Below are 25,098 nucleotides of genomic sequence, written 5' to 3' on the forward strand. Positions count from 1 at the left end.
CCCCCTAAGTGCACCCACACCCACCGGTCGTCACCCTCGGGTCTCCGCCCGAGGGCCGCCCCGTATGGGTTGCCCCTTCAGTGTACCCACACCCACTGGTCGTCACCCTCGGCCTTGAGCCGAGGGCCCTACACTTTGCCCCACCGCGCCAGCCAAAGACCCCTCGGGTCTTCGCCCGAGGGTGACGGCCGGAGGAGAAGAGTATTGCCCCGCACAGTTCCGCTCTCGGGCCCGACCCGAGAGCCACCCGCCACCCGCCCCAAAACAAAAACCCCGGCACATGGCCGGGGCTCTTTCACATCAGGGCATCTATCGCCGCTCAGTAGCCGTCGGCATTGTTGCCGACCAGAATCTCGCGCTTGCCGGCGTGGTTGGGGCCGCTGATGACCCCTTCGCGTTCCATGCGCTCGATCAGTGTCGCGGCCTTGTTGTAGCCGATGGCCAGGCGCCGCTGCACATAGGAGGTTGAAGCCTTCTTGTCGGTCATGACGATATGGACCGCCTTGTCGTAAAGCTCATCCCCCGAGCCAGCATAGCTGTCGCCGCCGGCATCGCCGCCCATCTCGCCGCCCTCTTCGTCTTCCTCGGTGATATTGTCGAGATAGTCCGGAGAGCCCTGGCTCTTGAGGTGGGCCACGACCGACTCGACTTCGTTGTCGGAGACGAAAGCGCCATGCAGGCGTTTGGTGCGGCCGCCAGAGGCCATGTAGAGCATGTCGCCATTGCCCAGGAGTTGCTCGGCGCCCTGCTCGCCCAGAATGGTGCGCGAGTCGATTTTCGAGGTCACCATGAAGGAGATGCGGGTCGGGAAGTTGGCCTTGATGGTACCTGTGATCACGTCGACAGACGGGCGCTGCGTTGCGGTGACCATATGGATGCCGGCGGCACGGGCCATCTGGGCGAGGCGCTGGATGGCGCCTTCGATGTCCTTGCCGGCCACCATCATCAGGTCGGCCATTTCGTCGACGATGATGACGATATAGGGCAAGGGCTCGAGATCGAACTCTTCGCTTTCAAAGATCGCCTCGCCGGTTTCGCGATCGAAGCCGGTCTGCACCGTGCGGGTAATGGTCTTGCCTTCGGCCGCAGCTTCGGACACGCGCTGGTTGAAGCCGTCGATGTTGCGCACACCGATCTTGCTCATCTTGCGATAGCGGTCTTCCATCTCGCGCACCGCCCATTTGAGTGCCACCACCGCCTTGTTGGGGTCGGTGACCACGGGGGTGAGCAGATGCGGGATGCCGTCATAGATCGACAGTTCCAGCATTTTGGGATCGATCATGATCATGCGGCACTGCTCGGGCGTCATCTGGTAGAGCAGGCTGAGGATGAAGGTATTGATACCGACCGACTTGCCCGAGCCCGTGGTGCCAGCGATGAGCAGGTGCGGCATGCGCGCCAGATCGGCAATCACCGGCTCGCCACCAATGGTCTTGCCCAGGCAGATCGGCAGCTTGCCCTTCATCTTCTCGAAGTCGGAGCTGGCCAGCATTTCGCGGAAGAACACGGTCTCGCGTACCTGGTTGGGCAGCTCGATACCGATGGCATTGCGGCCCGGCACCACGGCGACGCGGGCGGAGATAGCGCTCATCGAGCGGGCGATATCGTCGGCCAGCGAAATGACCCTGGACGACTTGATGCCGGGGGCCGGTTCGAGTTCGAACAGGGTGACCACCGGGCCGGGACGCACATTGATGATGTCGCCCTTGACGCCGAAATCGCCCAGCACCTCCTCGAGGCGACGCGCCATGGCTTCGAGACGCTCTGGCGCGTGCTCGGGCGAGGGCCCCTTGTGCTTGGGTTCGGCCAGGAGGCTGAGCGCCGGCAGCTCGAAACCATGCGGTTCATCCAGCAGCGAGCCCTGGGCTTCGCGGAACACGCGCTGGCCCTGGACCGGACGCGGAGCAGGTGCGGCCACGGCGACACGCGGCGCCGAATGATCGACCGGATGGAAGCGCGAATCGCCACGCATTGTCTGGGTCGGCGCCGGCATGTCGGGCACGAAGGGGATATCGTCCTCGGGCTCGTCGGGATAGTCGATTTCGGTATCGTCGTAATTGGGCTGCGCCAGGATGCGCGCGGATGGCTCGAAACTGGGTTCGAAGCTCGGTTCGATCGCCGGCTCGACCGGAGCGTGAATCCGCCGCTGCGGCGCCGCCATGATCGGCTCGCGCGGAATGGACACTTCGGGCGTTAAGGTTTCGTTCATATCGCGGTCAGACTCGGCGCCGAACTGGGGTTCAGGCGCCTCGGCCTCGCGGCGGGTCTGATACTCGGCGCGGGCGCGGCGGAAGGCGGTGCGCAGCGAATAGCCCATATGCACCACCGCGCCGATAGCCACTTCCACCAGCGGATTGGGCTCGCGCTCGTCCATGGCCTCTTCGGCTACGCCCTTGCGGCCATTGACCTTTTTCGGCACGGCCCGCACGGCGGTGCCCAGGCCCATGGCGATCCAGAACAGCGCCAGCGCCGGCGCGGCCAGAATAACGGCGAACAATGTTGCAGTCACCGGCTGCGGATCGGCCCCGACGATCATGTTCGCCAAAGTCACGAATCCCATGCCCACGATTCCCCCCAAACCGGTCGGCAAGGGCCAGGTTTCGGGCATGGGGATAAACGAAAAAACCCCGCAAAACAAAAGACTTGCGCCGATCCAGGCCAGCGCGCGCAGCGGCATGCGTGTCGGCTGGTAACGCCGGACCATGGCCCAGCCCCAGAGCGCCATCGGCACCACCATCACCAGACCGGCGAGCCCCAGGAACTGGAAAACCAGGTCGGCAATTACCGCGCCGGGATAGCCGAGCCAGTTGGCCGCGACCTTGTCGGTGGCAAAGGACAAGGACGGATCATCCACCGACCACGAGGCCATGGCCGCCAGCAAAATCGCCGAAAAGCCCAGCAAAATCAGTCCCGCAACGCGCAACGGGATGCGAATGGCGATCGCCGGCGGGGGCGTTGGCACACTGGCTTTGCTGCTCGGAGCCCGAGCACGCGGGGGCACGGGGCGGACATCGTCTAGCGTCGGAACGGGATGGCTGGGCATGGGCACGCATACTCGTTGCCGGGTCCAGGAGGAGCGGACCCGATGTGCCGCCATGCTAATTGCCTGTGGTTAATCGCAGGCTAACCAATTCCATTTGCGGTTCATTTGCCAGTTTTACCGGCAGTTGTCCGGGGTGTGCGGCCCATGCGATTTGCGAGTGGGAAGCCTCTGTGGCGGGCCAAGAGGACATGGGCCGCACGCCGCGGACAACGGGGAAGCGGCGCCGAAGCGCCACTTCCAGGATTGCATCAGTTATAGGCACGCTCGCCATGCGAGGAGAGGTCGAGGCCGTCGCTTTCGCCGGCTTCCGACACGCGCAGGCCACCGAACAGGGCCTTGACGATCAACAGCGCCACGAAGGTCACGACTGCCGACCAGACGATTGCAACGACGACGGCAAGGATCTGGGTGACCAGCTGGCCGCCCATGGCGTAACCCTCGGCACCGAAGCCACCCAGGGCCGGATCGGCGACGATGGCGGTGCCGATGGCGCCGACAATGCCGCCAATGCCATGGATGCCGAACACGTCGAGGCTGTCGTCATATTTCAGCATCGGCTTGAGGCTGACCACGGCCCAGAGACAGACCAGGCTTGCTACGGCACCGAGCACGATGGCACCGAACGTACCCGCAAAACCTGCAGCCGGGGTGATGGCGACGAGGCCGGCGACGGCGCCGGAGAAGGCACCCAGGGCCGAGGCATGGCCACGGGTGATCTTTTCGCCCAGGGCCCAGGCCAGAGCCGCGGCAGCGGGAGCAGTGATGGTATTGAGGAAGGCCTGCGAAGCGACGCCGTTGGCGGCAAGGGCAGAACCAGCATTGAACCCGAACCAACCAACCCAGAGCAGGGAGGCGCCGATAAAGACGAAGACCAGGTTATGCGGCGCAATCGGCTCCTTCATATAGCCAAGGCGCGGCCCGAGTACGATTGCGGCGACGAGAGCGGCAACACCCGAATTGATGTGCACCACGGTGCCGCCGGCAAAGTCGAGAGCGCCCATGTTGAAGAACAGGCCCGCACCCGACCAGACCATGTGGGCGATCGGCAGGTAGGAGAAGGTGAACCAGATGGCCAGGAAGGCCATTACGGCGCCGAACTTCATGCGCTCGGCGATACCGCCGACGATGAGGGTGGCGGTGATGCAGGCGAAGCTCAGCTGGAACACCACGAAGACGAGTTCCGGAATGCTGCCGGAGACCGAGTCGGGCGTCGTGGCGCCGAGCATGAAATTGGAGAAGTCGCCAATAAAGGCCGAGAGGCCACCTTCGGTTGGGCCGGCAAAGGCCAGCGAGTAGCCATAGGTGACCCAGAGCAGCGCGATAAGGGCGAAACCGGCGAAGACCTGGGTCAGCACCGACAGGATGTTCTTGGAGCGGACGAGGCCACCATAGAACAGGGCCAGGCCCGGAATGGTCATGAGGATGACGAGGATGGTCGAAACGATCATCCAGGCGGTGTCGCCGGTATCGATGGTTGCAACCTCAACCGCTTCGGCCGGCACCGCGTCCTGACCGAGAGCCGGCAGGGCCAGCAACAGGGAGGCCAGGGCGGCACTTCCCAATATCTTTGATGTCTTGCTTGACATGAGTGAGCTCCGAACAGAACGGGTTCTTAGAGGGCGGAAGCGCCGGTTTCGCCGGTGCGGATGCGGGTGACGGCCAGAAGATCGAGCACGAAGATCTTGCCATCGCCGATGCGGCCGGTCTGGGCGGCGTCGCGAATGGCGGTGCTCACGGCGTCGGCGAGCGCGTCATCGACCGCGATCTCCACCTTGAGCTTGGGCAGGAAATGCACCGCATATTCGGTGCCGCGATAAATCTCGGAATGGCCCTTCTGCCGACCATACCCCTTCACTTCGGTGACGGTCATGCCGTGCACGTCGAGCGAATTGAGCGCCTGCCGGACTTCTTCGAGCCGGGACGGCTTGATGATGGCAACCACCAGTTTCATATGACCCCCTTGGCGCCGACCTGGCGCGTGCTGGACTGCCCTCCTAGACTCAAGCCGCGTGCCAAATGCATACCCAACAAAATACTCTTTATTTTCAGCATGTTAGAAAGGAAGTGCAAAACCCGCCTCGCGATGACACAAAATTGAGCGCATTTTCTGTGCAGGCAGGGCCGTTCGTGGCTAAAAATTAATCAGCACTGATGCGGGCGAGCATTCTGCGCGATTTTCGCGCAGCGTGGGCTGTGACTTGCCCTGGAGAGCGGCAGGCGAAGGATGGCCGCGCCGAAGCGCGACCATCCGTTGTGTCACTTGAACTCTGGATAGGCCTCGACGCCGACTTCCACCACGTCGAGCCCCAGATCCTCGTCTTCCTCGCTCGGGCGCAGGCCCATTGTGGCCTTGAGGATGAGCCACACCACCAGGCTGATGACGAAGACGAAGACGCCAACGGCAAATATGGCGAGAAGCTGCACGCCGATATTGGCGTCGGGGTTGGAGAGAACCACGGCGATGGTGCCCCAGATGCCGGCGAGCAGGTGCACGGGAATGGCGCCCACCACATCATCGATCTTGAAGCGGTCGAGCAGCGGCACGGAGAAGACCACGATGGCGCCGCCGACGGCACCAATCAGTGATGCCATGCCAAGTCCCGGCGTCAACGGCTCGGCGGTAACCGAGACCAGGCCGGCCAGGGCGCCATTGATCACGAAGGTCAAGTCGACCTTCTTGTACATCACGGCGGTCAGCACCGCAGCAGCAAGAGCCCCGCCAATGGCACCGGCATTGGTATTGGCCATGACACGGCCGACATCGGCGATGTCGCCCACCGTGCCCATGGCCAGCTGGGAGGCGCCGTTAAAGCCGTACCAACCCATCCAGAGGATGAACATGCCGAGCACTGCCAGCGGCATGTTGGAGCCGGGAATGGCGCGGACAGTGCCATCCGGATTGTACTTGCCCTTGCGTGCGCCCAGAACGAGGGCGCCAGCCAGCGCCGCCCAGCCGCCGACCGAGTGAACGACGGTGGAGCCGGCAAAGTCGAGGAAGCCCATCTGGTCGAGGAAGCCACCGCCCCACTTCCATGATGCCTGGATGGGGTAGACGAGCGCAGTTAGCACCGCCACGAAGATCAGGAACGGCAGCAGCTTGATGCGTTCGGCCACGGTGCCCGAGACGATTGAGGCGGCAGTGGCGCAGAACATCACCTGGAAGAAGAAGTCCGAGCTGACCGTGGCATAGGTGAGGTCGGCGGCCTCGGCCGCAAGACCCACCGGCTCGAGAACGGCAATGCCGATAGCCCCGAACACACCATCGATCAGCCAGCCATCACCGGGATACATGATCATGTAGCCGATCAGGTAATAGGCGAAGCAGGCCAGCGAATACATGGTGATATTCTTGAGCAGCTGCATGGAGACATTCTTGGTCCGAACGAAGCCGGCTTCGAGCATGGCGAAGCCCGCCGCCATCCAGAACACCAGAATGCCGCCGAACAGCATCAGGAAGGAGTTGAGGATGTATTGGGTCTGGGCGGAGGCTTCGCCGCCAGCCGTGACCTCGACGACGGCTTCGGCCGGCGCATCCTGACCCAGGGCAGGCAGCGCTAGAAGCAGCGAGGTCAGCGCAATGCCGCCGGCGATCTTTAGGGGAGTGTTGAACCCTGTCATTGTGTTGTGTCTCCTGATGTCGGGGGCGTCAGAGCGCGGAAGCGCCGGTTTCACCGGTGCGGATGCGGGTGACGGCGAGCAGGTCGAGGATAAAAATCTTGCCGTCTCCGATGCGGCCGGTCTGGGCAGCATCGCGAATGGCCGTGCCCACCGCGTCGGCGAGCGCATCGTCCACGGCAATTTCGACTTTCAACTTGGGCAGGAAATGCACCGCATATTCGGTGCCGCGATAGATTTCGGAATGGCCCTTCTGGCGGCCATAGCCCTTCACTTCAGTGACGGTCATGCCGTGCACGTCGAGCGAGTTGAGAGCCTGCCTCACCTCTTCGAGCCGTGACGGCTTGATGATTGCAACCACCAATTTCATGGATGCCCCTTTCTGTTCCTTGCGCTTTCAACAGCCACCAAGGACTCAAGAGGTGTGCCAAACTGGCTTGGCAGCACAAAAATTGCTGAAAACTAACGGCTTTTCCGGCGAGCACGGGACAAGAACGCATTGTGGCAAGTTCGTGGCTTCACAAGAATTGTGCAATAGATGTGCAGATTTTCGCACATGCCCACCGATTGATCATAAGGGCCGCGGCATTGCCGACACTTGCAGTCGGGATTGGCGAGGCAGACAATAGAGACCCAAGGAGCCGGCCATGAACGAGCACATTCAGCATCAATTCGACATCATCATCGTGGGTGGTGGGCCGGTGGGGCTGACGCTGGGCCTGGCGCTGGCGCAATCGGCTCCAGGCATTCGGCTGGCGCTGTTGGATCGGCGCCCGCTCAGCGTGCCGCGCGACAATCGAGCTTCGGCCATCGCCGCCGGCGTGCGCCGGATTTTCGAGGCATTGGGGGTATGGGACGACATGGCCAGCCAGTCGCAGGCCATGACCGCCATGCGCATCACCGATTCGGGGACTGGCGACATTGCGAGGCCAGTCTTTCTCAACTTCGAAGGCGATGTCGCTCCGGGCGAAGCCTTTGCCCATATGGTGCCCAATCAGGCGAGCGCCGCGGCACTGATGCGGGTGGCCGAACAGATCACGATCATCGCCCCTACGGAGATTGCCGACTGGTCCGCGAACAGCGTCCATGCACAACTGACATTGGCCGACGGCCGCATTTTGCGCGCACCGCTGATCGTCGCCGCCGACGGCGCGCAGTCAGCGCTGCGGCAGCGTGCCGGCATCGGCGTCATCCAGCACGACTATCGCCAGACTGGGCTGGTGGCGACCATTGCTCACGAACTGCCCCATGACGGCGTCGCCTATGAGCACTTCCGGCCCGCCGGTCCTTTTGCCAGCCTGCCCTTGCCCGGCAATCGCTCGTCCCTGGTTTGGACGGAAAGCCCGGAGGAGGCCACGCGCCTTCTGGCGCTCGCCAATGAGGCGCTGGCACTGGAAATCGAAGCGGCGATGGGCTCGACGCTCGGGCTCGTCAGCGTCGAGGACAAGCTCATGGGCTTCCCGCTGCGTCTGCAACTGGCTCACAGCTTCATCGGCCCGCGACTGGCACTTGTCGGCGACGCCGCCCATGTGGTGCACCCGATTGCCGGCCAAGGGCTCAATCTCGGCCTCAAGGACGTGGCGGCGCTGGCCGAGGTGGTGGTGGACGCCATGCGGCTGGGGCTCGATCATGGCGGCGAGGACGTGCTGGGGCGTTACCAGGCCTGGCGACGGCTCGACACCGCCTCGATGGCGCTGGTTACCGATGGCATGAACCGGCTGTTTTCCAACGACGTCGCCCCGATCCGGGCGCTGCGCGACTTCGGCCTGGGTCTGGTGGATCGGGCCGCACCGGTCAAGTCGGCTCTGATCCGGGCCGCTTCGGGGCTCGGCAATACCGGCCCCAAGCTGCTGAGCGGGCTGCCCCTTTAGGGAAATGATCAGTCGAGGTCTGGATGGTGCCGCATCGCTTGCAGCTCCTCCGGCTCGACATTGCGGGCCTCTTCAAGGCTGAGCAGGGGCACGCCCCGCGTGATCGGAAAGGCGAGGCGCGCCGCCATGGAAATGAGCTCGCCCCGATCCGCCGACAGCACCAGCCGCGTCTTGGTCAGCGGGCAGACCAGCATTTCCAGCGCCTTGGGATCGAGCCGGTGCCGCGGGTTGGTGTCCGGCTCGACCATCAGTTGAGCGGCGCGGCGGTGCCGCCGCCCTTGGCCATTTCGTACTCGGTCATGGCGATCAGGGTTTCGGCGCGCTCATTGAGCGTCTGGGCTTCAAGCAGCACCTGCTTCTCGGCCGCACCATAGGGTGAAACCATGCAGCAGAAATTGACGAGATCGGCCGTGCCGGTGCGCTCGATTTCTTCCCAGTTGAGATCGACATTGGCGAACTCGGCATAGTCGCGCATCATCCGCACGAAGCGCACACGATCCACCTGATCCTCGCCATGGCTGCGCTCGAAATCGGCGGCAAAGCCTTCGCCGGAGATCTCGAACATGCGATAGGGCCGCTCGGTCGTCACCTCGCGCAGCGCGCGGAACCGGCACACACCCTCGAGAATGATGAAGTAGCGGCCATCGCCGTTTTCCTCGAAATGGGTGATGCGGCCCAGGCAACCCACCCTCTGCAGCGGCGCCTGCCCCTTGGGGCTTTCCTCGCTCGGGTCTTCGGGCTGAATCAGCCCGATCAACCGGTCCGCCCGCAGGGCATCGTCCACCATATCTATGTAGCGCTGCTCAAAGACATTGAGCGGGCGATGTGAGAAGGGCAGCAACAAGGCCCCGCTCAAGGGAAAGACCGGGACAGCACCGGGCAGATCTGCAGGCGCGGCAGGACGCTTGGGCATAGGCGCCGCCTCAGGAAAACAGAGCTGCGGACAAAAGCCGGCGCCCCTTGAGCGTTGCCGGTTCCTTCGGACCCCAGGCCTCGAAGAATTCGAGGAGCTTCTTGCGGGCACCATCGTCGTTCCAGGTCCGATCGCGCTTGAAAATGGCAATCAAAGCCTCGGCCGCCTCCAGACGCTTGCCCTCTGCATTGAGCACCACGGCAAGATCGAAACGCGCCTGCAGGTTGTCCGGATCGGCGGATATGGCCGCCTCGAGTGTTGCCGCTTCGGAGAGGCCCGAGGCTTCTTCGCGCAGGCGGATCGAATTGATGAGTGCGCTATAGTCTTCGCCGCTGCGCTGGTCTTCGGCCAGCATGTCGAGCGTCGCCTTGGCCTGCTCGACTTCATCGGCAGACAGATAGATGCCGGCAAGACCGATCAGGGCTTCGGCATTGTCGGGGGCATGCTGGAGAATCATGCCAAAAATCTGCGCGCCCTGCCCAAGATCACCAGCGGCAACCGCAGCTTTGGCCGCTTCAAGGGCGGCCGAGATCTGGGCTTCGAGCGAATCGGGAGCCGGACCCGATTCCGGACCGGCGGCGATGACGCGCTCGGCAAAGCGGCGCACTTCGCCCTCAGGCATGGCCCCCATGAAGCCGTCGATCGGCCGCCCGCCGGCAAAGGCGAACACTGCGGGGATGGATTGCACGCCGAGCTGCCCGGCCACCATCGGGTGCTCGTCGATATTGATTTTCACCAGGCGGATCTTGCCGGCCTTCTCGGCGATCACCTTTTCGAGCGCAGGAGTCAGCTGCCGGCAAGGGCCGCACCAGGGCGCCCAGAAATCGACCAGAACCGGCACCTCGCGGGAGGCATCGATGACGTCGGCCTTGAACGCTGCATCGCTCGATTCGCGAACAAGATCAGCGGTGGCCGGCGCAGCAGTGGGGGCACCATCAAAAGAAAGGGTCATGGATTTAAGCTCTTTGGCTCAGCGATACAGCAGCGTTCCCGGCCTTTTTGCACAAGCCGGGACCCTTGTGGCAAGTCCCGTTTCCCACAGGCTACGCACAAGTTCATCGAACTGCAAAATAGTGGGTTGCAATCGGTCATGTCATTGGGCATATAGGCGCTCGTCGACGCGCTGCAAGGCGCCGGCGACACGGAGCGCGGGTGTAGCTCAGGGGTAGAGCATAACCTTGCCAAGGTTAGGGTCGTGGGTTCGAATCCCATCGCCCGCTCCAGTTTCCCGAAAGGGAAAAGCAGAAAAGCGGTCCTTCGGGGCCGCTTTTGCTTTTTCAGGCTTTTGCATCTCCAGGCGTCACTCCACACCACGGGACTACGGGCAGCCGAGTGTCCTCGCCTGCCCGCTGGATCGATCAATAGGCGTAGTGAACCTGAGTCTTGCTCAGGCTGGGCTTTTCGATCTCGTCGACGATCGCCAGGGCAAAGTCGGCACCGCTGATGGCGGATTTGCCGGCCGCATCGAACAAAGCCACATCCTTGCCGACGCGATAGGTGCCGAGCGCTTCGCCGGGAGCATAGGCGCCGAATTCGCCACCCGGGCTGACGAAAAGCCAGTCGGCCGTCGTGGCACCGGCCTCGAGCTGTTCGAGAATCGCATTCATTTCCTTGGCCTCGGCGGCATAGGCTTCCGGAATGCCATCGCCTTCAGCAAAGCGGGGTGCGTCCGGCGCCGGGCGCGTGGAGCTGAAGCCGCCCACGGCGATAAAGCGTGCGCCGGCAGCAGCAGACTGATCGGCCAGCTGCAGGTAGATCGGCCCGAGCGTGCCAGCACTGTCACCGCGCGGCGAAAGCGTTGCGACCACCACGTCGGCGCCCTTGATGGCGTCGGCAGCCTGATCGGCGGGGGCGGAAACATAGCGGACCCCCTCAATGGGGGCTGCGGGCTTGTTGCGGCTGACCACGGTCACTTCATGGCCGCGCGACTGGGCCTGGTGGGCGATAGCCGCCCCAGCGTAGCCGGTGCCACCAAATACGGTAATCTTTGCCATGTCGTTCTCCTGTCCAGTTGGCGAGATGTCACGACACATAATCGCGCCGCTCACTATTGGTAAGGAGGCACCTTTTGGTGAGTACTATCGGCAGCCTGTGGCAGCGACATAGACAAGATAGACCGAGCTGGTGGCCGTGATGAACAGTCGGTTCCGACGCGGGCCGCCAAAGGTGAGGTTTGAGACGCGCTGCGGAACCCTGATCTTGCCGAGCAATTCGCCCTGCGGCGAAAACACATGCACGCCATCTCCGGCGCTCGACCAGACATTGCCATTGGTGTCGCAACGAATGCCGTCCGGGATGCCGCTGTCGAGGGTGCAGAAGACGCTGCCGCCCGAGACCGTGTCGCCATGGACATCGAAGACGCGGATCACGGAAGGCACCGTGGCGTCATGACTGCCGCCGCTCTCGGCGACATAGAGACGGCTTTCATCGGGCGAAAAACACAGACCATTCGGCTGGGTGAAGTCACTGATCACGGCGCTTAACTGGCCGCTCTGCGGATCAAGGCGGAACACATTGCGCGCCGCTTGCTCCGGCTCGGCACGAAAACCCTCATAGTCCGACAGAATCCCGTAGGTGGGGTCGGAGAACCACACCGAGCCATCGGATTTGACCACGACGTCATTGGGGGAATTGAGGCGTTTGCCCTCGAAGCTGTCGGCCAAGACGGTGACCGACCCGTCCGGCTCGGTGCGGGTCACGCGGCGCGTGCCATGTTCGCAGGATACCAGCCGACCCTGCCGATCCCTCGTATGACCATTGGCGAAATTCGAGGGCGCGCGGAAGGCACTGACCCCCTGCCCCGGGAGCCAGCGCAGGATGCGCTCGTTGGGGATGTCGGAAAAAAGCAGGAGATTATGTTCGGCGAACCAGACGGGCCCTTCGGTCCAGCGACAATTGTCAGCGATTTCCTCAAGGCCCGCCGATGTGACCACGCAATCGAGAAAACGGGGGTCACGGATGTCGTAGAGATGCTCAGCCATAGCCCAGGCTCCTGAAATTGGCGACGCGTCAAAGCTATTGAGCATTGAAATCCCGCCAAAGCAAAGGTGCGGCGGACCAAGACAGGCAATCGATTGCGGACGACGCGAACCAATTGCTGCAAAGCGCAAGCAATCCTGGGTCAGGATCGTAACCCAATATTGACGAAGCCGACCGGTCATGCGGGCGTGTCAACTTCCCATAAACAAGTCCAACCCAGATTTGAGCGAGGCGCGCCCAGCTTTAACACGATCTCAGCGCCAAAAACTGCCGATCTCGCTGCGAAAATGAGGTCGCAAACTCTCAGAAGAGGCGAGAAAAGCGATGTTTGGCAGAAAAATCTCAATCCAGACCGCGCTTATACTGATCATCATCAGCGTGTTTATACCCATTTTGGGCGTCATTGGCATGGCGATCCTCAATGCCGGAGCGTCATACCGCGAGGCGTCGACCCAGCAATTGCTGGAAACCGCGCAAGTGGTCTCGCAGGCGGTGGACAGCGAACTCGATGCCACGGCGCGGCTGATGCACGGCGTTGCCGAACTGCGCCGCCTCGAGATCGCGCAGAACCAGACCGCTGGCGACGGCGCGGCCCTGCTTGGTGGCAGTTTCGCGCTCGTCACCGTGCAAGAGGGTCAGGCTGTCGCCGCAGGCCCAGGTGAGATTGGCACTATTGCGCTGGAGGCGGCGCGAAGCGGTCAACCCAGCCTTTCCAACATCATCGCGCAGGGGCTTGATGGCGACGAAGGTCCCCATTTGGTGCTTGCCGTGCCGCACAGCTCCGGCGAAGGCCGCGAGGAGATTGCCGTATTGGTGGCGTCGCCCGCCGAATTGATCCGGTCTCTGGCCCGGACCGCCCATACGAGTGGCAATGCAATACTGGCCATTACCGATGGCAGCGGCCGGATCATCGGTCGGTCGGTGGATGGCGAGCGGTTCGTCGGCCGGCCGGTGCCGGACTGGGAAACGCTGCGCGCCCTGGGCACCGACAGGGGCTGGTTCCGGGCAACGACCATCGAGGGCAATCAGATCGTCTTCGCCTTTAGCGCAATTCCCGGCACGCCGGGCTGGATGGCGGTGGTAGGGGAGCCGGCCGCCAGCTTCGATGCCCGCTGGCAGGGCCCGATCATGACCATGGTCATCGCCTCGGCCATTACCGTGCTCCTGGCAATCGTCATGGCGATCCTGCTGGCGCGTCAGGTGCTGCGCCCCATCAGTGGCCTCGTCAAACGCGCCCAGGCCATCGTGGCCGACGACTCCGCCAATCCAGGACGGCCCGACATTGCCGTGCCACCTTCTTTCGTCAGCGAATTCGAGACCTTGCGCACCAGCCTCGATCAGGCCGATGCGGTGTTGCATCGCAGCCTTGATGAAAGCCGCGCCGCCGAACACGCTGCCCTGCAGAGTGCCCAGGCAATGCGCGAAGCCGAGCGACTGGCCCGTATCGGCAGCTGGACTCTTGATCTGGCGACCCACGAATTCGTCTGCTCGGACATGCTCTATGAGCTCAATGGTGCCGATCCCGATGGTCCCCCTCTTACGGTGGCCGATCTCCAGCGGTTCATGACGCGCGACAGCCTGCGCGACATGCAGCGCGCCATGGATCGCTGCATTGCCACGGGCGAACCCTATGGCATCGAGGTGGAGCACTTGCGCAAGGACGGGCGCCACTTCCAGGCGTTCATCCAGGGGCAGCGCATTTGCGATGAGCATGGCAAGGCCATCAAGCTGAGCGGCACGGTGCAGGACGTCAGTGAACGCAACGAGGAGCGCAAGCGGCTGGCGGCTCTGGCCGATAACCTGCCCAGCGGCGTCATCTTCCGGCTCGAGCGCGGCAGCGGCACCGCGATGCGCGCCAGCTATGTGAGTGCCGGCATCGAAGATCTGGTTGGCCTGTCTCCTGCTGAAATAGTGGACGATCTCGCGCGCTTCGTGGCCCTGGTCGATCCGGAGGACCAGCCGGGCCTCGACACGCTGTTCGACTCCAGCCTGCAGCCTGGCCAGGTGTTCGATCACGCCGTACGCGTCAACACTGGCCCACGCGGCACCATCTGGATGCATATTCGCGCCGCGCTGCGCCTGCAGGCCAATGGCAGCTTCGTCTGGGACGGTATCGCTCGCGACATCACCAGCGAGCGGGAAGTCGCCGATGCGCTGCGTGCGGCCAAGGACGCTGCGGAAGCCGCAGAGAGTGCCAAGAGCGATTTCCTCGCCACCATGAGCCATGAAATCCGCACGCCGATGAACACGGTGATCGGCATGACGCGGCTGGCGCTGCAGACCGACCTCGATGCCCGGCAACGCAACTATCTCGAGAAAATCAACGGCTCGGCCACGGCGCTGCTCGGGATCATCAACGACATTCTGGACTTCTCGAAGATCGAAGCGGGCGGGATGACGCTGGAAGGCGCAGTGTTTTCACTGGAATCGGTGCTCGAAGGCGTTTCGGCCGTGACCGCACTGCGCGCCGAGGAGAAGGGGCTGGAGCTGGCCTTCGCCGTCGACCCGTCCATACCCTCACACCTACAGGGGGATGCGCTAAGGCTCGGCCAGGTGCTGACCAATCTGGTCAGCAATGCGGTCAAATTCACCGACCAGGGCGAAATCGTCGTCTCCGTGCGCCCTGCCGGCATAATGACAGGCGACGCCATCCGACTGGAATTTTCGGTCAAGGACACCGGCATCGGACTGACCGAGCACGAAATGGCCGGACTTTTCCGTCCGTTTACCCAGGCGGCCAGCGACACCTCGCGCCGCTATGGCGGCACCGGGCTGGGGCTGGCCATCTGCCGCCGCCTGGTCGAAATGATGGATGGCGAAATCGGTGTTCAGAGCGAGCCGGGCCTCGGCAGCACGTTTAGCTTTAGCGCGCGCTTCGAGCGGGTGCGCGATGCCGAAATCCCGGCGGTGGCCATCAAGACCTCGGGCCAGATTCGCGGACGGCGGGCGCTGATCGTCGATGACAATCAGAGCGCGCGCGAAGCCTTGGCCGAAATGGTGGGCGGCTTTGGCATGTCGGTGGAGACGGTGGCCTCCGGCAAGAAGGCGATCGCCCTGTTGCGCGAGCAGGCCGCCTTGAGCACCCCTTTCGACATCGTGTTGCTGGATTGGCGCATGCCGGAGCAGGACGGTCTTGAAACCGCACGTCTCATTCGCGCCGACCAGGGCCTCCCCGATATGCCGGCGGTGCTGATGGTCACCGCTTATGGTCATGAAGTGGTGATGCAGGCGGTCGATGAAATCGGGCTGCAGGGGGTATTGCTGAAGCCGGTGACCCAGTCGCTGATGTTCAACACTATTCTGGGCGCTCTGGCGCCCGCCAAAGGCGCGCTTGAGGATGGGGCTGCCCGATCGCGGACACCGGCCAATAGTGGGGCGGACCTGGCGGCGCTGGCCGGACGGCGGGTGCTGGTGGTGGATGACAATGCGCTCAACCGCGAAGTGGCTACCGATTTCCTCGAACTGGTTGGCGTCAAGGTGGAGACGGCCGTCAACGGCGTCGATGCTCTCGCCAAGATCGCGGCGCAGCGTTTCGACGTGGTGCTGATGGACATGCACATGCCGGTGATGAATGGGCTCGATGCGGTACGCGAAATTCGCAAGCGCCCCGAATGGGCCAACCTTCCGGTCGTCGCGCTGACGGCCCAGGCGCGGGTCGAGGACCATCGCGCCAGTATCGAAGCCGGCATGACGGCCCATCTGACCAAGCCGATCGACGAAAAGGCGCTTTATGGCACCTTGATGGAGGTGCTCGGCCTTTCAGGAGATGATGGCGCTGGCCACGAGGCCGCACCGGATATTTCGAATGAGGAGATCGACCTCGTGGCCATTCGCAGCCGGTTTGGCGGCGATGACAAGCGCACCGAGCGGGTAATGCGCGGTTTCCTGCGCGACTTTTCGGCCGCGCCGACGCAGCTGGAGAGCCTGCTGGCAACCCAAGATTGGGAGGGCCTCGCTGAGCTCGTGCACCAGATCAAGGGTGGGGCAGGCTATGTCGCCTCCGCAGGGCTGGTCGACAGTGCCGAAGCGCTGGAGCGCGCGGCACGGCGCCATGACATGGCGAGCGTTTTGCCGCTAGCGGCCCCATTCATCGCCAACCTGCGCAAAAGTCTCGCCGCTCTCGAAAACGCCCTTGCCGCAGTCGCGACGCCCACCGCAACGCCCGGCACGGCGTTTGACAGCCTTGCGGCGCTGGATCTGGTCGAGCGGGCCCTGCCGCTGGTGCAGAAGGGCGAATTCGCCGCCAACGCCTTGCTCGAACAGCTCAGCCGCACTTTGGGTGCAAACGCTCTTCAGGCCGACAGCGTCCATATCCAGGACCTGTTCGACGAGCTCGAAATCGAGGCGGCGGTGTCGGCCTTGCGCGCATTGCGCGCGCAGCTTGCAGAATCGGCGCCGGAAAGGGAGGCAGCCCGATGAGCCAGCAACCCACGGTCCTGATCGTTGATGATGACCGGCTCAACCGCGCACTATTGGCCGAATTGCTCAAGGACGATTGCCGACTGCTGCTGGCCAAGGACGGTTTGTCGGGCCTCGACATCGCCCAGCGCGAGGATGTGAGCCTCATCCTGCTGGACGTGTCCATGCCCGGCATGGATGGCTACGAGGTCATGCGCCGCCTGCGCGCCAATCCCGAGACTGCCGATATCGGTGTCATCTTCATCACCGGCATGGCCGAGGAAGAGGACGAGGAAAAGGGCCTGATGCTGGGCGCGGCCGATTATGTGCAAAAGCCGATCCGCCCTGCCATCGTCAAGGCACGGGTCAAGGTCCATCTCAAGCTCGCGGCGCAACGCCGGGAATTGGAGCGGCTGTCCCTTCAGGACGGGCTGACCGGCATCGCCAATCGCCGCTATTTCGACGACGCCTTCGAGCGCTGCCTGCGACGCGCCGCCCGGCAAGGCGAAGCCATGGGCGTGGCCATTTTCGATGTCGACCACTTCAAGCAGTACAACGACTTTTACGGCCACGGCGCCGGCGATGAGGCGCTGCGTCAGGTCGCGGCGGTGTTCAGCCACTTCACTCGCAGACCGGGCGATGTGGCCGCACGCTATGGCGGCGAAGAATTTGTGCTGCTGATGCCCCAGGCGAGCAATTTCGCCGATATTGCCGAGGAGTTGCGCCAGGCCATCGTCGCGCGGAGCATCGCCCATGCACGCTCGCCGACATCAGCCGTCCTGACGCTCAGCGGCGGCGGCGTTATTGTCACCCAGTCGCAGGGACTGACCACGACGCAATTGCTCGCCCAGGCCGACACCTTGCTCTACCGCTCCAAAAACGAGGGGCGAAACCGGGTCTTTATCGACCATTTTTCCGCCTAGGGCGGCCTTGTCCTGCCGGAAACGGCCGAGGACGGGATTTATATTCGCTCATTGTAATATGTCTGGTTTGGTGGCAGGACAGTCGCGGTCTTGTGACCTCGACATCTCCCCATTCCCGGACTCCGATATGAGCCAGCCGATCACGCGCAACAAGAATGTCATGGTGCTGACCGCGGCGCAGGCATTGGGCGGTGCCAGCCCGCCGATCGTGATCGCGCTGGGCGGCCTGGTAGGGCAGCAGCTCTCATCCGATCCGGCTCTGGTGACGCTGCCGGTCAGCATGCTGAATTTGGGGCTGGCCCTGGGCACGCTGCCATCGGCCTATGTCACGCGACGCTTTGGGCGGCGGCGGGGTTATGTGTTCGGTGCCAGCATCGGCGTCGTTGCCGGCATCGTTGCGGCTTTCGGCATCTACCTGGCATCGTTTGCTGTTTTTTGCGCCGGCACACTGATCGCGGGCTTCTATGCGGCCTATGTACAGAGCTATCGCTTTGCTGCGGCGGACGCGGTCGAAGGGCCGGACAAGGCCAGGGCCATTTCCTGGGTGATGATTGGTGGCCTCGTGGCTGCGATCATCGGCCCGCAACTGGTCATCTGGACGCGCGACCTGTTTCCCGGCACGCCTTTTGTCGGCAGCTTCCTGAGCCAGGCCGTCCTGGCGCTGCTGGCCATTCCGGTGCTGCTGCTGCTCGCGGCCAAGCCTGCCAACACCAAGGCCCAAAGCAGTGCCGCGCCCACCCGCACACTCATGCAGATCATGCTGATGCCGCGCTACATGCTGGCCGTGGCCGCAGGGACCGTGTCCTACGGGCTCATGGTCTTCGTCATGACTGCCGCGCCTATCGCCATGGTTGGGCACGGTCACTCGGTGGACCATGCAGCGCTCGGCATTCAATGGCACGTGCTGGCCATGTTCGCGCCGAGCTTTTTCACCGGCAGGCTGATGGCCCGGTTCGGCAAGGAACGCGTGACGGCCGTGGGCCTCCTGCTCATCGGCATTTCGGCCGGCTTTGCCCTGGCGGGTCTGGAGCTGTTCAATTTCTGGGTGTCACTGATCCTGCTGGGGATCGGCTGGAATTTCGGTTTCATTGGCGCCACAGCCATGGTCACCGATTGCCATACGCCCGAAGAGCGCGGCATGGCCCAGGGCGCCAATGATTTCCTGGTGTTCGGCACCGTCGCTGTCGCCTCGTTCTTCGCCGGGGCGCTGTTGCACGCCTCGGGCTGGCAGACCATCAATTGGCTGGTTTTTCCGGCGGTGGCATTGGTGCTGGTGCCACTGGTCTGGCAGGCTGGTCGCAAGGGCTGACCGGGCGCCTCAGCAGGCGCAGTAGATATTGTAGAGAGTGGAGAGAACTTGGCGCACCTCGCTCGAGGCCAACGAGTAGTTGATCTGCGGACCATCGCGACGAGTCTTTACCAGCCCCCAGGCGCGCAGCTTCGACAGATGCTGGGACAGCGGTGATTGTCCCAGCTCGACACGCTCGGCCAGCTGCCCGACATTGAGCTCCTGGTCGAGCAGATTGCACAGGATCAACAGGCGCTTGGGGTTGGCCATGGCCGTCAGGAGCTCGGATGCCTTCTCGGCATTCTGCTCCATCTTCTCCAGTTCCATATTGATCATATTAGAAATCTCGTATATGAGAATAATCGTTAGTTCACTATCGCTGTTTCGGAACCGGTTTTCAAGGAGTTTGGAGATGTCCGTCAATGTCGGCCCTGCCGATCGTCTGATCCGCCTCATCGCCGGCGTCGTGCTGGTTGCGCTGGCGCTTACCGGCCTGTTGCCGCACCCCGCCCTGTTCTGGATCAGCCTGGTCGCGGGCGTGATCATGATCGCTACCGCGGCTTTGCGTTTTTGCCCCCTTTATCGGCTTATCGGCCTCTCTACCTCCAAGGTTTCCAACCCATGACTGAATTTACGCCCGTGGCGTCGCTGCTTGGCGGCGCGCTGATTGGCCTGTCGGCCGTGTTGCTCATGGCGTTTCATGGCCGCATTGCCGGCATGACGGGAATTCTCTCAGGGCTCTTGCCGCCCTTCTCGAGCGATTGGGCCTGGCGCGCAGCGTTTATCGCCGGCGCCATCGTCGCCCCGCTGCTGGTCATGGCCGTGTCCGGCTTCACCGTCGATTATTCCAGCCCGGTGCCAATGCCGTGGATCATTGCCAGCGGACTCGTCGTCGGGGTCGGGGTGTATTTCGGCTCGGGCTGCACCTCGGGTCATGGGGTGTGCGGCATCGCGCGGCTTTCCCCACGCTCCATCGTCGCCACCGCGGTTTTCCTCGGCGTTGCCATGCTGACCGTCTTCGTCATTCGTCACGTGCTGGGAGGCTTCTGATGCAGCGCACCATTCTTGCGGGCCTGATCGGCATCGTCTTCGGTACCGGCATTGCCGTTTCCGGCATGGCCAACCCGGCCAAGGTGCTTAATTTCTTCGACGTGGCCGGCACTTGGGACCCGTCGCTGCTGCTGGTCATGGCCTCAGCCCTCCTGGTCACGTCCATCGGTTATCGTTTCGTGCTGAGGCGGCCCAAGCCGGTGCTCGAAGCCAGGTTCCACCTGCCCACCAACCGCCGGATCGACATGCCATTGATCGCCGGCGCGGCCGTGTTCGGGATCGGCTGGGGCATATCCGGGTTCTGCCCGGGTGGCGCCATTCCAGCCCTCGGCCTGGGGGAAGTAACGGCCTGGGCCTTTGTGGGCGCAATGATGGCCGGCATCTTCGCCGCTCGCACCCTGCGCCAATCGCTCGCCCAGCGCGCCACGCAATCCGCCTGACCCTTACCAAAGGAGCTTTTCATGGCCAGTCTTGCTTTCACCCCCGACCTTTCGGTGAAGCCGGAAGTGACCGCTTTCTTCGACGCGCCAACCAACACCATTTCCTATGTGGTCAAGGACCCGAACTCCGAGGCCTGCGCGGTGATCGATTCGGTGATGGATATCGACTATGCCGCCGGGCGTATCACCTATGACGGCGCCGACCGGATCATCGCCTTCATTCGTGACAACGGGCTCAAGGTGGAATGGCTGATCGAGACGCATGTGCATGCCGATCACCTTTCGGGCGCGCCCTATATCCAGTCCAAAACCGGCGGCAAGCTGGCGATCGGGGAGAACATCACCATCGTCCAGGACACGTTTGGCAAGATCTTCAACGAAGGCACCGAATTTCAGCGCGATGGCTCGCAATTCGACCGCCTGCTCAAGGATGGCGACAGCTACCAGATTGGCTCACTGACCGCCCATACCATGCACACGCCTGGCCATACCCCCGCCTGCATGACCCATGTCATCGGTGACGCCGCCTTTGTCGGGGACACGCTATTCATGCCCGATGGCGGCTCGGCCCGCGCCGACTTTCCCGGTGGGGATGCGCGCACGCTTTACCGCTCCATCCAACGGGTCCTTCAACTGCCGCGGCAGATGCGGCTCTTCATGTGCCACGACTACGGTCCAAACGGCCGTGATATCCAGTGGGAAACCACGGTCGGCGACGAAATCGACCACAATATCCATGTCGGCAAAGGCACCAGCGAGGACAGCTTTGTCAGCATGCGCGAAGCGCGCGACGCGACACTGGCCATGCCCAAGCTGATCATCCCGTCACTGCAGGTCAATATGCGCGCCGGTCAGCTGCCGCCCAAGGACAAGGATGGCAAGACCTTCCTCAAGGTGCCGGTCAACGGCCTCTAGCACGCGACCGCCCAAACCATGTTCTCCTTCTTCAAGCCCAAGAGCAAATCGATGACTATCCGCAAGATCAGCGACGACTTCTCGGCCACCGGCCAGATCACGCCCGACCAGGTCAAGGCCACGGCCGAAGCCGGCTTCAAATCCATCCTCTGTGCCCGCCCTGATGACGAAGAACCCGGCCAGCCCAGTTTCGCCGACGTGGCCAAGGCGGCCGAGGAGCAAGGGATCGCCATCGTGCATGTCCCGGTCTCGGGCATGCTGGGCGAAGGCCAGATCATCCGCTTCCATGATGCCTGGGCGAGCATGCCCAAGCCGATGCTGGGCTATTGCCGCTCCGGTGCCCGGGCCGGCAGCCTCTATGCCACACTGAACCAATAGCCCCATGCCCGACCACAGGCCCATTGTGGTGCACAGACAGAGTATCGAGCGGTGCGCTTGCAGTCCTATTTCCCCATCCTTACTTGGGGCCGCAGCTATAACAGGCAGACGCTGACCAGCGATCTGATAGCGGCGGTGATCGTCACCATCATGCTGATCCCGCAATCGCTGGCCTATGCGCTGCTGGCCGGCCTGCCGCCGGAAGTGGGTTTATACGCCTCGATCCTGCCGCTGCTGGCCTATGCGGTTTTCGGCACGTCGTCGGCACTCGCAGTGGGTCCGGTGGCGGTGGTATCGCTGATGACCGCCAGCGCGGTCGGCCGCATCGCCGCAGAAGGCAGCGTGGATTATGCCAGCGCCGCCATCATGCTGGCCCTGCTCTCTGGGGTCATGCTGACCATGATGGGCCTGTTCAGGCTCGGCTTTGTCGCCAATTTTCTATCCCATCCGGTGATCTCCGGCTTCATCACCGCATCGGGCATCATCATCGCCACCAGCCAGATAGGAGGCCTCTTCGGTATCAAGACCGAGGGCCACACCCTCCCCGAGCTTGTCATCTCCATCTGGACCAATCTGGGCGCTATAAATCTCTGGACCCTGGCCGTGGGCGCCGTCGCGCTGGCACTGCTGCTATGGATCCGGCTCGATCTCAAGAACTGGCTGGCTCGCCTGGGCATTCCCAAAAGTGTCGCGACCGTCCTGGTGCGCGCCGGGCCAGTCCTGGTGGTTTTTCTCACCATGGCCTGGTCGGTTGGCATGGATCTGGGCGCAAAGGGTGTGGCGCTGGTGGGCGATGTCCCGCAGGGTCTGCCGATGCTGAGCATGCCCAACCTTGATCTCGGCGTGATCAACCAGCTCGCACTGCCCGCACTCATCATTTCCATCGTCGGCTTTGTCGAATCCATCTCCGTGGCGCAGACGCTCGCCGCCAAGCGGCGGGAGCGCATAGCGCCCAATCAGGAACTGATCGGCCTCGGCGCCTCCAATATCGCCGCAGCACTTGGTGGCGGCTATCCGGTGACCGGCGGCTTCGCGCGCTCGGTGGTCAATTTCGACGCCGGCGCCGCGACGCCGGCGGCCGGCGCCTTCACCGCCATCGGCATTGCCTTGGCCACCCTGCTGTTGACGCCGTTCCTCGCCATCCTGCCCAAGGCGACCCTGGCCGCAACCATCGTCATTGCGGTTTTGACGTTAGTGGATTTCTCTATCCTCAAGCGCGCCTGGACCTATTCGCGCGCGGACTTTGCCGCTGTCGCCATCACCATGGTCGGCACACTGCTGCTGGGCGTAGAAACCGGCATCGCTTTGGGCGTTGGCGCCTCGATCCTGGTGTTTCTCTACCGTTCCTCGGTGCCGCATGCCGCCATTGTCGGGCAGGTGCCGGGAACCGAGCACTATCGCAACGTCAAGCGCCACAAGGTGGACACCGTCCCCGGCGTCATTTCCATTCGCGTCGACGAAAGCCTCTACTTCGCCAATGCCCGCTATCTGGAGGATCTGGTGCTGCAACAGGTTGCGGACCATCCCGGCATCACCGACATTGTGCTGATGTGCTCGGCGGTGAACACTATCGACATGTCGGCACTCGAAAGCCTCGAGGCCATCGCGCATCGGCTGCACGACATCGGCATTGCACTGCACCTGTCGGAAGTGAAGGGGCCGGTGATGGATAAGCTGGAGCGCACGGACTTTATCGCCCATCTTGCCGGGGTTCATCTCAGCCAGCATCAGGCCATGCAAGCGATTGCCGCGCACCGCCTGCGTACAACAGGTGAAGAAGGGGAAGCGGCATGACCAATATCGTCTGCTCGGCCTGTGGGGCCACCAACCGCATTGGCGTTGACAAAGCGATGGCGCGCGGCAAATGCGGGCGCTGCGGCAAGGCGCTGTTCTCGGGCACTCCGGCCGACGTGCCAGCCGCCATTCTCGAAAAGCAAATCGCCAAATCCGACATTCCAGTGGTGGTCGACGTCTGGGCGCCCTGGTGCGGACCATGCCGTGTCATGGGACCGCAATTCGAAGCGGCAGCGCGTGCGGCAGAGCCGGAGATGCGCTTCGTCAAGCTCAATTCCGACGACAATCAGGCGCTTGCAGGTCAGCTTGGTATTCGGGGCATCCCGACCATGATCCTGTTCAAGAACGGCAAGGAAGCGGGCCGCGTCTCCGGCGCCATGTCGAGCACCGACATTGTGAACTGGGCCCGCCAGACAGCGCGTTAAGGCGCTGCACCCGAGCGCCTGATCACGGCACCAACCAGGCGCATTTTTGAACTAGACTCAAAATCATTGGGTCAAACAGCAAGATATTTTTGCGCCGTATCAGGATAAGTACGTATAGCGGACAAAATCGCCGCTGACGACGCAGTTCACGACAAGCAAAGGATATGTCGACAAAACGAATTGATTTGCGCAAAAACGATGCAACATTCGATTCTCAATTTGAACAAAGCAGCCGATCCTCATGGCCTGGCCTCCCCTGAACTGCGAAGCGCCGTCCCATTTCTGTCTCATCGCATTTGGGCGTGCAGGGTCGTGACGAGGACCTGAAATGGCCATCGAAGTCACCCTATCGCCGGACCTTGAGAAGGCGACAGCCGCTATGCTGAATGCCATCGGCATGCGTATTCGTGCGGCGCGGCGGACGCGCAAGCTGACCCTGCAGGCGCTTTCGGCGACATCGGGCCTCAGCACCTCCATGCTCAGCCTCGTCGAACGCGGCCGTGCGTCCCCCTCCATTGCCTCGCTGATGGTGATCGCCAGCGCGCTCGAACTGACCGTGCCGGACCTGCTGGTGGCCGACCCGAACGGCGAGGAAACAATTGTCACACGCGCCGGCAAGGGCCGCCATGTCGAGACGCCCGAGCACATGGTCACGCAATTGCTCAAGCAGGACCGTGCCAGCGGCGTTTCGGTCTCGCTGACCCATTTTGCCGCACGCGGCGGCGGCAACGAGTCGCCAGCGTCGCATGACGGTTTTGAATATGGTTACGTGCTCGACGGCGTTCTATCCGTCGAAGTGGATGGCGCCGTTCACGACCTGGGCCCCGGTGACCTCATTGCCTATCAGGCGCGCCGGATGCACAGGATCTGGAACCCAGGCGACGTTGAAACACGCGCACTTTGGTTCAATCTCGAGCACGAATAGCGCCAGCCTCTGCCTGGCGGAGCTTTCAACCCCATCGACAGTCATGGCCCATACTAGGCTCGGTCGCGGTCAGCGCGTCGCCATAGAGCCTGGTGTTGGCCGGACGCTGCACTTGCCGCGTGGTACGGAGCCGAAAGCGTG

The 25,098-nt window shown here is 63.0% G+C and carries 23 protein-coding genes and 1 tRNA gene; 13 read left to right on the forward strand and 11 right to left on the reverse strand.

Annotated elements, in window-relative coordinates:
• Window positions 1-319: 319 nt before the first annotated feature.
• The 5 genes from DEVEQU_RS04410 to DEVEQU_RS04430 all read right to left on the reverse strand — a co-directional run bounded on the left by DEVEQU_RS04410 (window position 320) and on the right by DEVEQU_RS04430 (window position 7,028).
• Entirely contained in the window at window positions 320-3,043 is a 2,724-nt protein-coding gene (locus DEVEQU_RS04410; RefSeq protein WP_126149366.1) for a DNA translocase FtsK, read from the reverse strand.
• A 248-nt stretch (window positions 3,044-3,291) separates the two neighbouring features.
• Complete coding sequence (locus DEVEQU_RS04415) at window positions 3,292-4,629, reverse strand: ammonium transporter (RefSeq protein ID WP_126149367.1); 1,338 nt, start codon at window positions 4,627-4,629, stop codon at window positions 3,292-3,294.
• Window positions 4,630-4,655: 26 nt separating this feature from the next.
• Entirely contained in the window at window positions 4,656-4,994 is a 339-nt protein-coding gene (locus DEVEQU_RS04420) for a P-II family nitrogen regulator (protein ID WP_126149368.1), read from the reverse strand.
• Between the two features lie 305 nt (window positions 4,995-5,299).
• The gene (locus tag DEVEQU_RS04425; protein ID WP_126149369.1) at window positions 5,300-6,661 is read right to left on the reverse strand and encodes an ammonium transporter family protein; all 1,362 of its coding nucleotides are present in this window, start codon (window positions 6,659-6,661) and stop codon (window positions 5,300-5,302) included.
• A gap of 28 nt (window positions 6,662-6,689) precedes the next feature.
• Window positions 6,690-7,028, reverse strand: a complete 339-nt coding sequence (locus DEVEQU_RS04430) for a P-II family nitrogen regulator (RefSeq protein ID WP_126149370.1) — start codon at window positions 7,026-7,028, stop codon at window positions 6,690-6,692.
• A gap of 277 nt (window positions 7,029-7,305) precedes the next feature.
• Between DEVEQU_RS04430 and DEVEQU_RS04435 the strand changes: the two genes are divergently transcribed.
• Complete coding sequence (locus DEVEQU_RS04435; protein ID WP_126149371.1) at window positions 7,306-8,529, forward strand: FAD-dependent monooxygenase; 1,224 nt, start codon at window positions 7,306-7,308, stop codon at window positions 8,527-8,529.
• 8 nt (window positions 8,530-8,537) lie between these two features.
• Here DEVEQU_RS04435 and DEVEQU_RS04440 read toward each other — a convergent pair whose 3' ends face one another.
• Genes DEVEQU_RS04440 through DEVEQU_RS04450 form a run of 3 tightly spaced genes read right to left on the reverse strand, consistent with a single transcriptional unit; the run spans window position 8,538 to window position 10,394 of the window.
• Window positions 8,538-8,777, reverse strand: a complete 240-nt coding sequence (locus DEVEQU_RS04440) for a Trm112 family protein (RefSeq protein WP_126149372.1) — start codon at window positions 8,775-8,777, stop codon at window positions 8,538-8,540.
• A complete protein-coding gene (locus DEVEQU_RS04445) occupies window positions 8,777-9,442 on the reverse strand; it encodes an LON peptidase substrate-binding domain-containing protein (RefSeq protein ID WP_126149373.1) in 666 nt (221 codons plus the stop codon). The genes DEVEQU_RS04440 and DEVEQU_RS04445 overlap by 1 nt, the downstream gene beginning before the upstream one ends.
• Before the next feature lie 10 nt (window positions 9,443-9,452).
• Window positions 9,453-10,394 (reverse strand): thioredoxin family protein, encoded by a 942-nt coding sequence (locus DEVEQU_RS04450; protein WP_126149374.1) that lies wholly within the window; start codon window positions 10,392-10,394, stop codon window positions 9,453-9,455.
• Window positions 10,395-10,590: 196 nt separating this feature from the next.
• Here DEVEQU_RS04450 and DEVEQU_RS04455 point away from each other — a divergent pair.
• Window positions 10,591-10,665 (forward strand) — tRNA-Gly (locus DEVEQU_RS04455).
• 135 nt (window positions 10,666-10,800) lie between these two features.
• On the opposite strand, the gene DEVEQU_RS04460 is transcribed toward DEVEQU_RS04455, so the two are convergent.
• Together DEVEQU_RS04460 and DEVEQU_RS04465 are read right to left on the reverse strand one after the other, a co-directional pair.
• On the reverse strand, window positions 10,801-11,436 hold the full coding sequence (locus DEVEQU_RS04460; protein ID WP_126149375.1) for an NAD(P)-dependent oxidoreductase: 636 nt from the start codon (window positions 11,434-11,436) through the stop codon (window positions 10,801-10,803).
• Window positions 11,437-11,520: 84 nt separating this feature from the next.
• A complete protein-coding gene (locus tag DEVEQU_RS04465; protein ID WP_126149376.1) occupies window positions 11,521-12,423 on the reverse strand; it encodes an SMP-30/gluconolactonase/LRE family protein in 903 nt (300 codons plus the stop codon).
• A gap of 322 nt (window positions 12,424-12,745) precedes the next feature.
• Here DEVEQU_RS04465 and DEVEQU_RS04470 point away from each other — a divergent pair, with 322 nt between their 5' ends.
• From DEVEQU_RS04470 to DEVEQU_RS04480, 3 genes are all read left to right on the forward strand, one after another.
• On the forward strand, window positions 12,746-16,840 hold the full coding sequence (locus DEVEQU_RS04470; RefSeq protein WP_126149377.1) for a response regulator: 4,095 nt from the start codon (window positions 12,746-12,748) through the stop codon (window positions 16,838-16,840).
• Window positions 16,837-17,742: a diguanylate cyclase domain-containing protein gene (locus DEVEQU_RS04475; RefSeq protein ID WP_126149378.1), complete on the forward strand. Its 906-nt coding sequence runs from the start codon at window positions 16,837-16,839 to the stop codon at window positions 17,740-17,742. The genes DEVEQU_RS04470 and DEVEQU_RS04475 overlap by 4 nt, the downstream gene beginning before the upstream one ends.
• Before the next feature lie 127 nt (window positions 17,743-17,869).
• A complete protein-coding gene (locus DEVEQU_RS04480) occupies window positions 17,870-19,051 on the forward strand; it encodes an MFS transporter (RefSeq protein WP_126149379.1) in 1,182 nt (393 codons plus the stop codon).
• Between the two features lie 9 nt (window positions 19,052-19,060).
• Here DEVEQU_RS04480 and DEVEQU_RS04485 read toward each other — a convergent pair whose 3' ends face one another.
• Window positions 19,061-19,366, reverse strand: a complete 306-nt coding sequence (locus DEVEQU_RS04485; protein WP_126149380.1) for an ArsR/SmtB family transcription factor — start codon at window positions 19,364-19,366, stop codon at window positions 19,061-19,063.
• A gap of 76 nt (window positions 19,367-19,442) precedes the next feature.
• Between DEVEQU_RS04485 and DEVEQU_RS04490 the strand changes: the two genes are divergently transcribed.
• The 8 genes from DEVEQU_RS04490 to DEVEQU_RS04525 all read left to right on the forward strand — a co-directional run bounded on the left by DEVEQU_RS04490 (window position 19,443) and on the right by DEVEQU_RS04525 (window position 24,957).
• Window positions 19,443-19,655 carry a YgaP family membrane protein gene (locus tag DEVEQU_RS04490; protein WP_126149381.1) on the forward strand — a complete coding sequence of 71 codons (213 nt, stop codon included), beginning with the start codon at window positions 19,443-19,445 and terminating at the stop codon, window positions 19,653-19,655.
• Window positions 19,652-20,080 carry a YeeE/YedE family protein gene (locus DEVEQU_RS04495; protein ID WP_126149382.1) on the forward strand — a complete coding sequence of 143 codons (429 nt, stop codon included), beginning with the start codon at window positions 19,652-19,654 and terminating at the stop codon, window positions 20,078-20,080. The genes DEVEQU_RS04490 and DEVEQU_RS04495 overlap by 4 nt, the downstream gene beginning before the upstream one ends.
• Window positions 20,080-20,520: a DUF6691 family protein gene (locus tag DEVEQU_RS04500; RefSeq protein WP_126149383.1), complete on the forward strand. Its 441-nt coding sequence runs from the start codon at window positions 20,080-20,082 to the stop codon at window positions 20,518-20,520. Before DEVEQU_RS04495 ends, DEVEQU_RS04500 begins: the two co-directional genes overlap by 1 nt.
• 21 nt (window positions 20,521-20,541) lie before the next feature.
• The gene (locus DEVEQU_RS04505; RefSeq protein WP_126149384.1) at window positions 20,542-21,435 is read left to right on the forward strand and encodes an MBL fold metallo-hydrolase; all 894 of its coding nucleotides are present in this window, start codon (window positions 20,542-20,544) and stop codon (window positions 21,433-21,435) included.
• Between the two features lie 51 nt (window positions 21,436-21,486).
• A complete protein-coding gene (locus DEVEQU_RS04510) occupies window positions 21,487-21,813 on the forward strand; it encodes a beta-lactamase hydrolase domain-containing protein (protein WP_126149385.1) in 327 nt (108 codons plus the stop codon).
• 51 nt (window positions 21,814-21,864) lie between these two features.
• Window positions 21,865-23,607 (forward strand): SulP family inorganic anion transporter, encoded by a 1,743-nt coding sequence (locus DEVEQU_RS04515; protein WP_126149386.1) that lies wholly within the window; start codon window positions 21,865-21,867, stop codon window positions 23,605-23,607.
• On the forward strand, window positions 23,604-24,032 hold the full coding sequence (gene trxC / locus DEVEQU_RS04520; protein ID WP_126149387.1) for a thioredoxin TrxC: 429 nt from the start codon (window positions 23,604-23,606) through the stop codon (window positions 24,030-24,032). Before DEVEQU_RS04515 ends, trxC begins: the two co-directional genes overlap by 4 nt.
• Window positions 24,033-24,360: 328 nt before the next feature.
• Window positions 24,361-24,957, forward strand: coding sequence for a helix-turn-helix domain-containing protein (locus tag DEVEQU_RS04525; RefSeq protein ID WP_126149388.1), 597 nt, complete (start codon window positions 24,361-24,363; stop codon window positions 24,955-24,957).
• The last annotated feature ends 141 nt before the right edge of the window (window positions 24,958-25,098 follow it).

This window comes from Devosia equisanguinis (assembly GCF_900631955.1).
GTDB classification, from domain to species: domain Bacteria; phylum Pseudomonadota; class Alphaproteobacteria; order Rhizobiales; family Devosiaceae; genus Devosia; species Devosia equisanguinis.

Excerpts from the sequence above, each read along its gene's own strand:
- DEVEQU_RS04410 (WP_126149366.1), bottom strand. The coding sequence starts at position 3,043 with ATGCCCAGCCATCCCGTTCCGACGCTAGACGATGTCCGCCCCGTGCCC.
- DEVEQU_RS04415 (WP_126149367.1), bottom strand. The coding sequence starts at position 4,629 with ATGTCAAGCAAGACATCAAAGATATTGGGAAGTGCCGCCCTGGCCTCC.
- DEVEQU_RS04420 (WP_126149368.1), bottom strand. The coding sequence starts at position 4,994 with ATGAAACTGGTGGTTGCCATCATCAAGCCGTCCCGGCTCGAAGAAGTC.
- DEVEQU_RS04425 (WP_126149369.1), bottom strand. The coding sequence starts at position 6,661 with ATGACAGGGTTCAACACTCCCCTAAAGATCGCCGGCGGCATTGCGCTG.
- DEVEQU_RS04430 (WP_126149370.1), bottom strand. The coding sequence starts at position 7,028 with ATGAAATTGGTGGTTGCAATCATCAAGCCGTCACGGCTCGAAGAGGTG.
- DEVEQU_RS04435 (WP_126149371.1), top strand. The coding sequence starts at position 7,306 with ATGAACGAGCACATTCAGCATCAATTCGACATCATCATCGTGGGTGGT.
- DEVEQU_RS04440 (WP_126149372.1), bottom strand. The coding sequence starts at position 8,777 with ATGGTCGAGCCGGACACCAACCCGCGGCACCGGCTCGATCCCAAGGCG.
- DEVEQU_RS04445 (WP_126149373.1), bottom strand. The coding sequence starts at position 9,442 with ATGCCCAAGCGTCCTGCCGCGCCTGCAGATCTGCCCGGTGCTGTCCCG.
- DEVEQU_RS04450 (WP_126149374.1), bottom strand. The coding sequence starts at position 10,394 with ATGACCCTTTCTTTTGATGGTGCCCCCACTGCTGCGCCGGCCACCGCT.
- DEVEQU_RS04460 (WP_126149375.1), bottom strand. The coding sequence starts at position 11,436 with ATGGCAAAGATTACCGTATTTGGTGGCACCGGCTACGCTGGGGCGGCT.
- DEVEQU_RS04465 (WP_126149376.1), bottom strand. The coding sequence starts at position 12,423 with ATGGCTGAGCATCTCTACGACATCCGTGACCCCCGTTTTCTCGATTGC.
- DEVEQU_RS04470 (WP_126149377.1), top strand. The coding sequence starts at position 12,746 with ATGTTTGGCAGAAAAATCTCAATCCAGACCGCGCTTATACTGATCATC.
- DEVEQU_RS04475 (WP_126149378.1), top strand. The coding sequence starts at position 16,837 with ATGAGCCAGCAACCCACGGTCCTGATCGTTGATGATGACCGGCTCAAC.
- DEVEQU_RS04480 (WP_126149379.1), top strand. The coding sequence starts at position 17,870 with ATGAGCCAGCCGATCACGCGCAACAAGAATGTCATGGTGCTGACCGCG.
- DEVEQU_RS04485 (WP_126149380.1), bottom strand. The coding sequence starts at position 19,366 with ATGATCAATATGGAACTGGAGAAGATGGAGCAGAATGCCGAGAAGGCA.
- DEVEQU_RS04490 (WP_126149381.1), top strand. The coding sequence starts at position 19,443 with ATGTCCGTCAATGTCGGCCCTGCCGATCGTCTGATCCGCCTCATCGCC.
- DEVEQU_RS04495 (WP_126149382.1), top strand. The coding sequence starts at position 19,652 with ATGACTGAATTTACGCCCGTGGCGTCGCTGCTTGGCGGCGCGCTGATT.
- DEVEQU_RS04500 (WP_126149383.1), top strand. The coding sequence starts at position 20,080 with ATGCAGCGCACCATTCTTGCGGGCCTGATCGGCATCGTCTTCGGTACC.
- DEVEQU_RS04505 (WP_126149384.1), top strand. The coding sequence starts at position 20,542 with ATGGCCAGTCTTGCTTTCACCCCCGACCTTTCGGTGAAGCCGGAAGTG.
- DEVEQU_RS04510 (WP_126149385.1), top strand. The coding sequence starts at position 21,487 with ATGACTATCCGCAAGATCAGCGACGACTTCTCGGCCACCGGCCAGATC.
- trxC (WP_126149387.1), top strand. The coding sequence starts at position 23,604 with ATGACCAATATCGTCTGCTCGGCCTGTGGGGCCACCAACCGCATTGGC.
- DEVEQU_RS04525 (WP_126149388.1), top strand. The coding sequence starts at position 24,361 with ATGGCCATCGAAGTCACCCTATCGCCGGACCTTGAGAAGGCGACAGCC.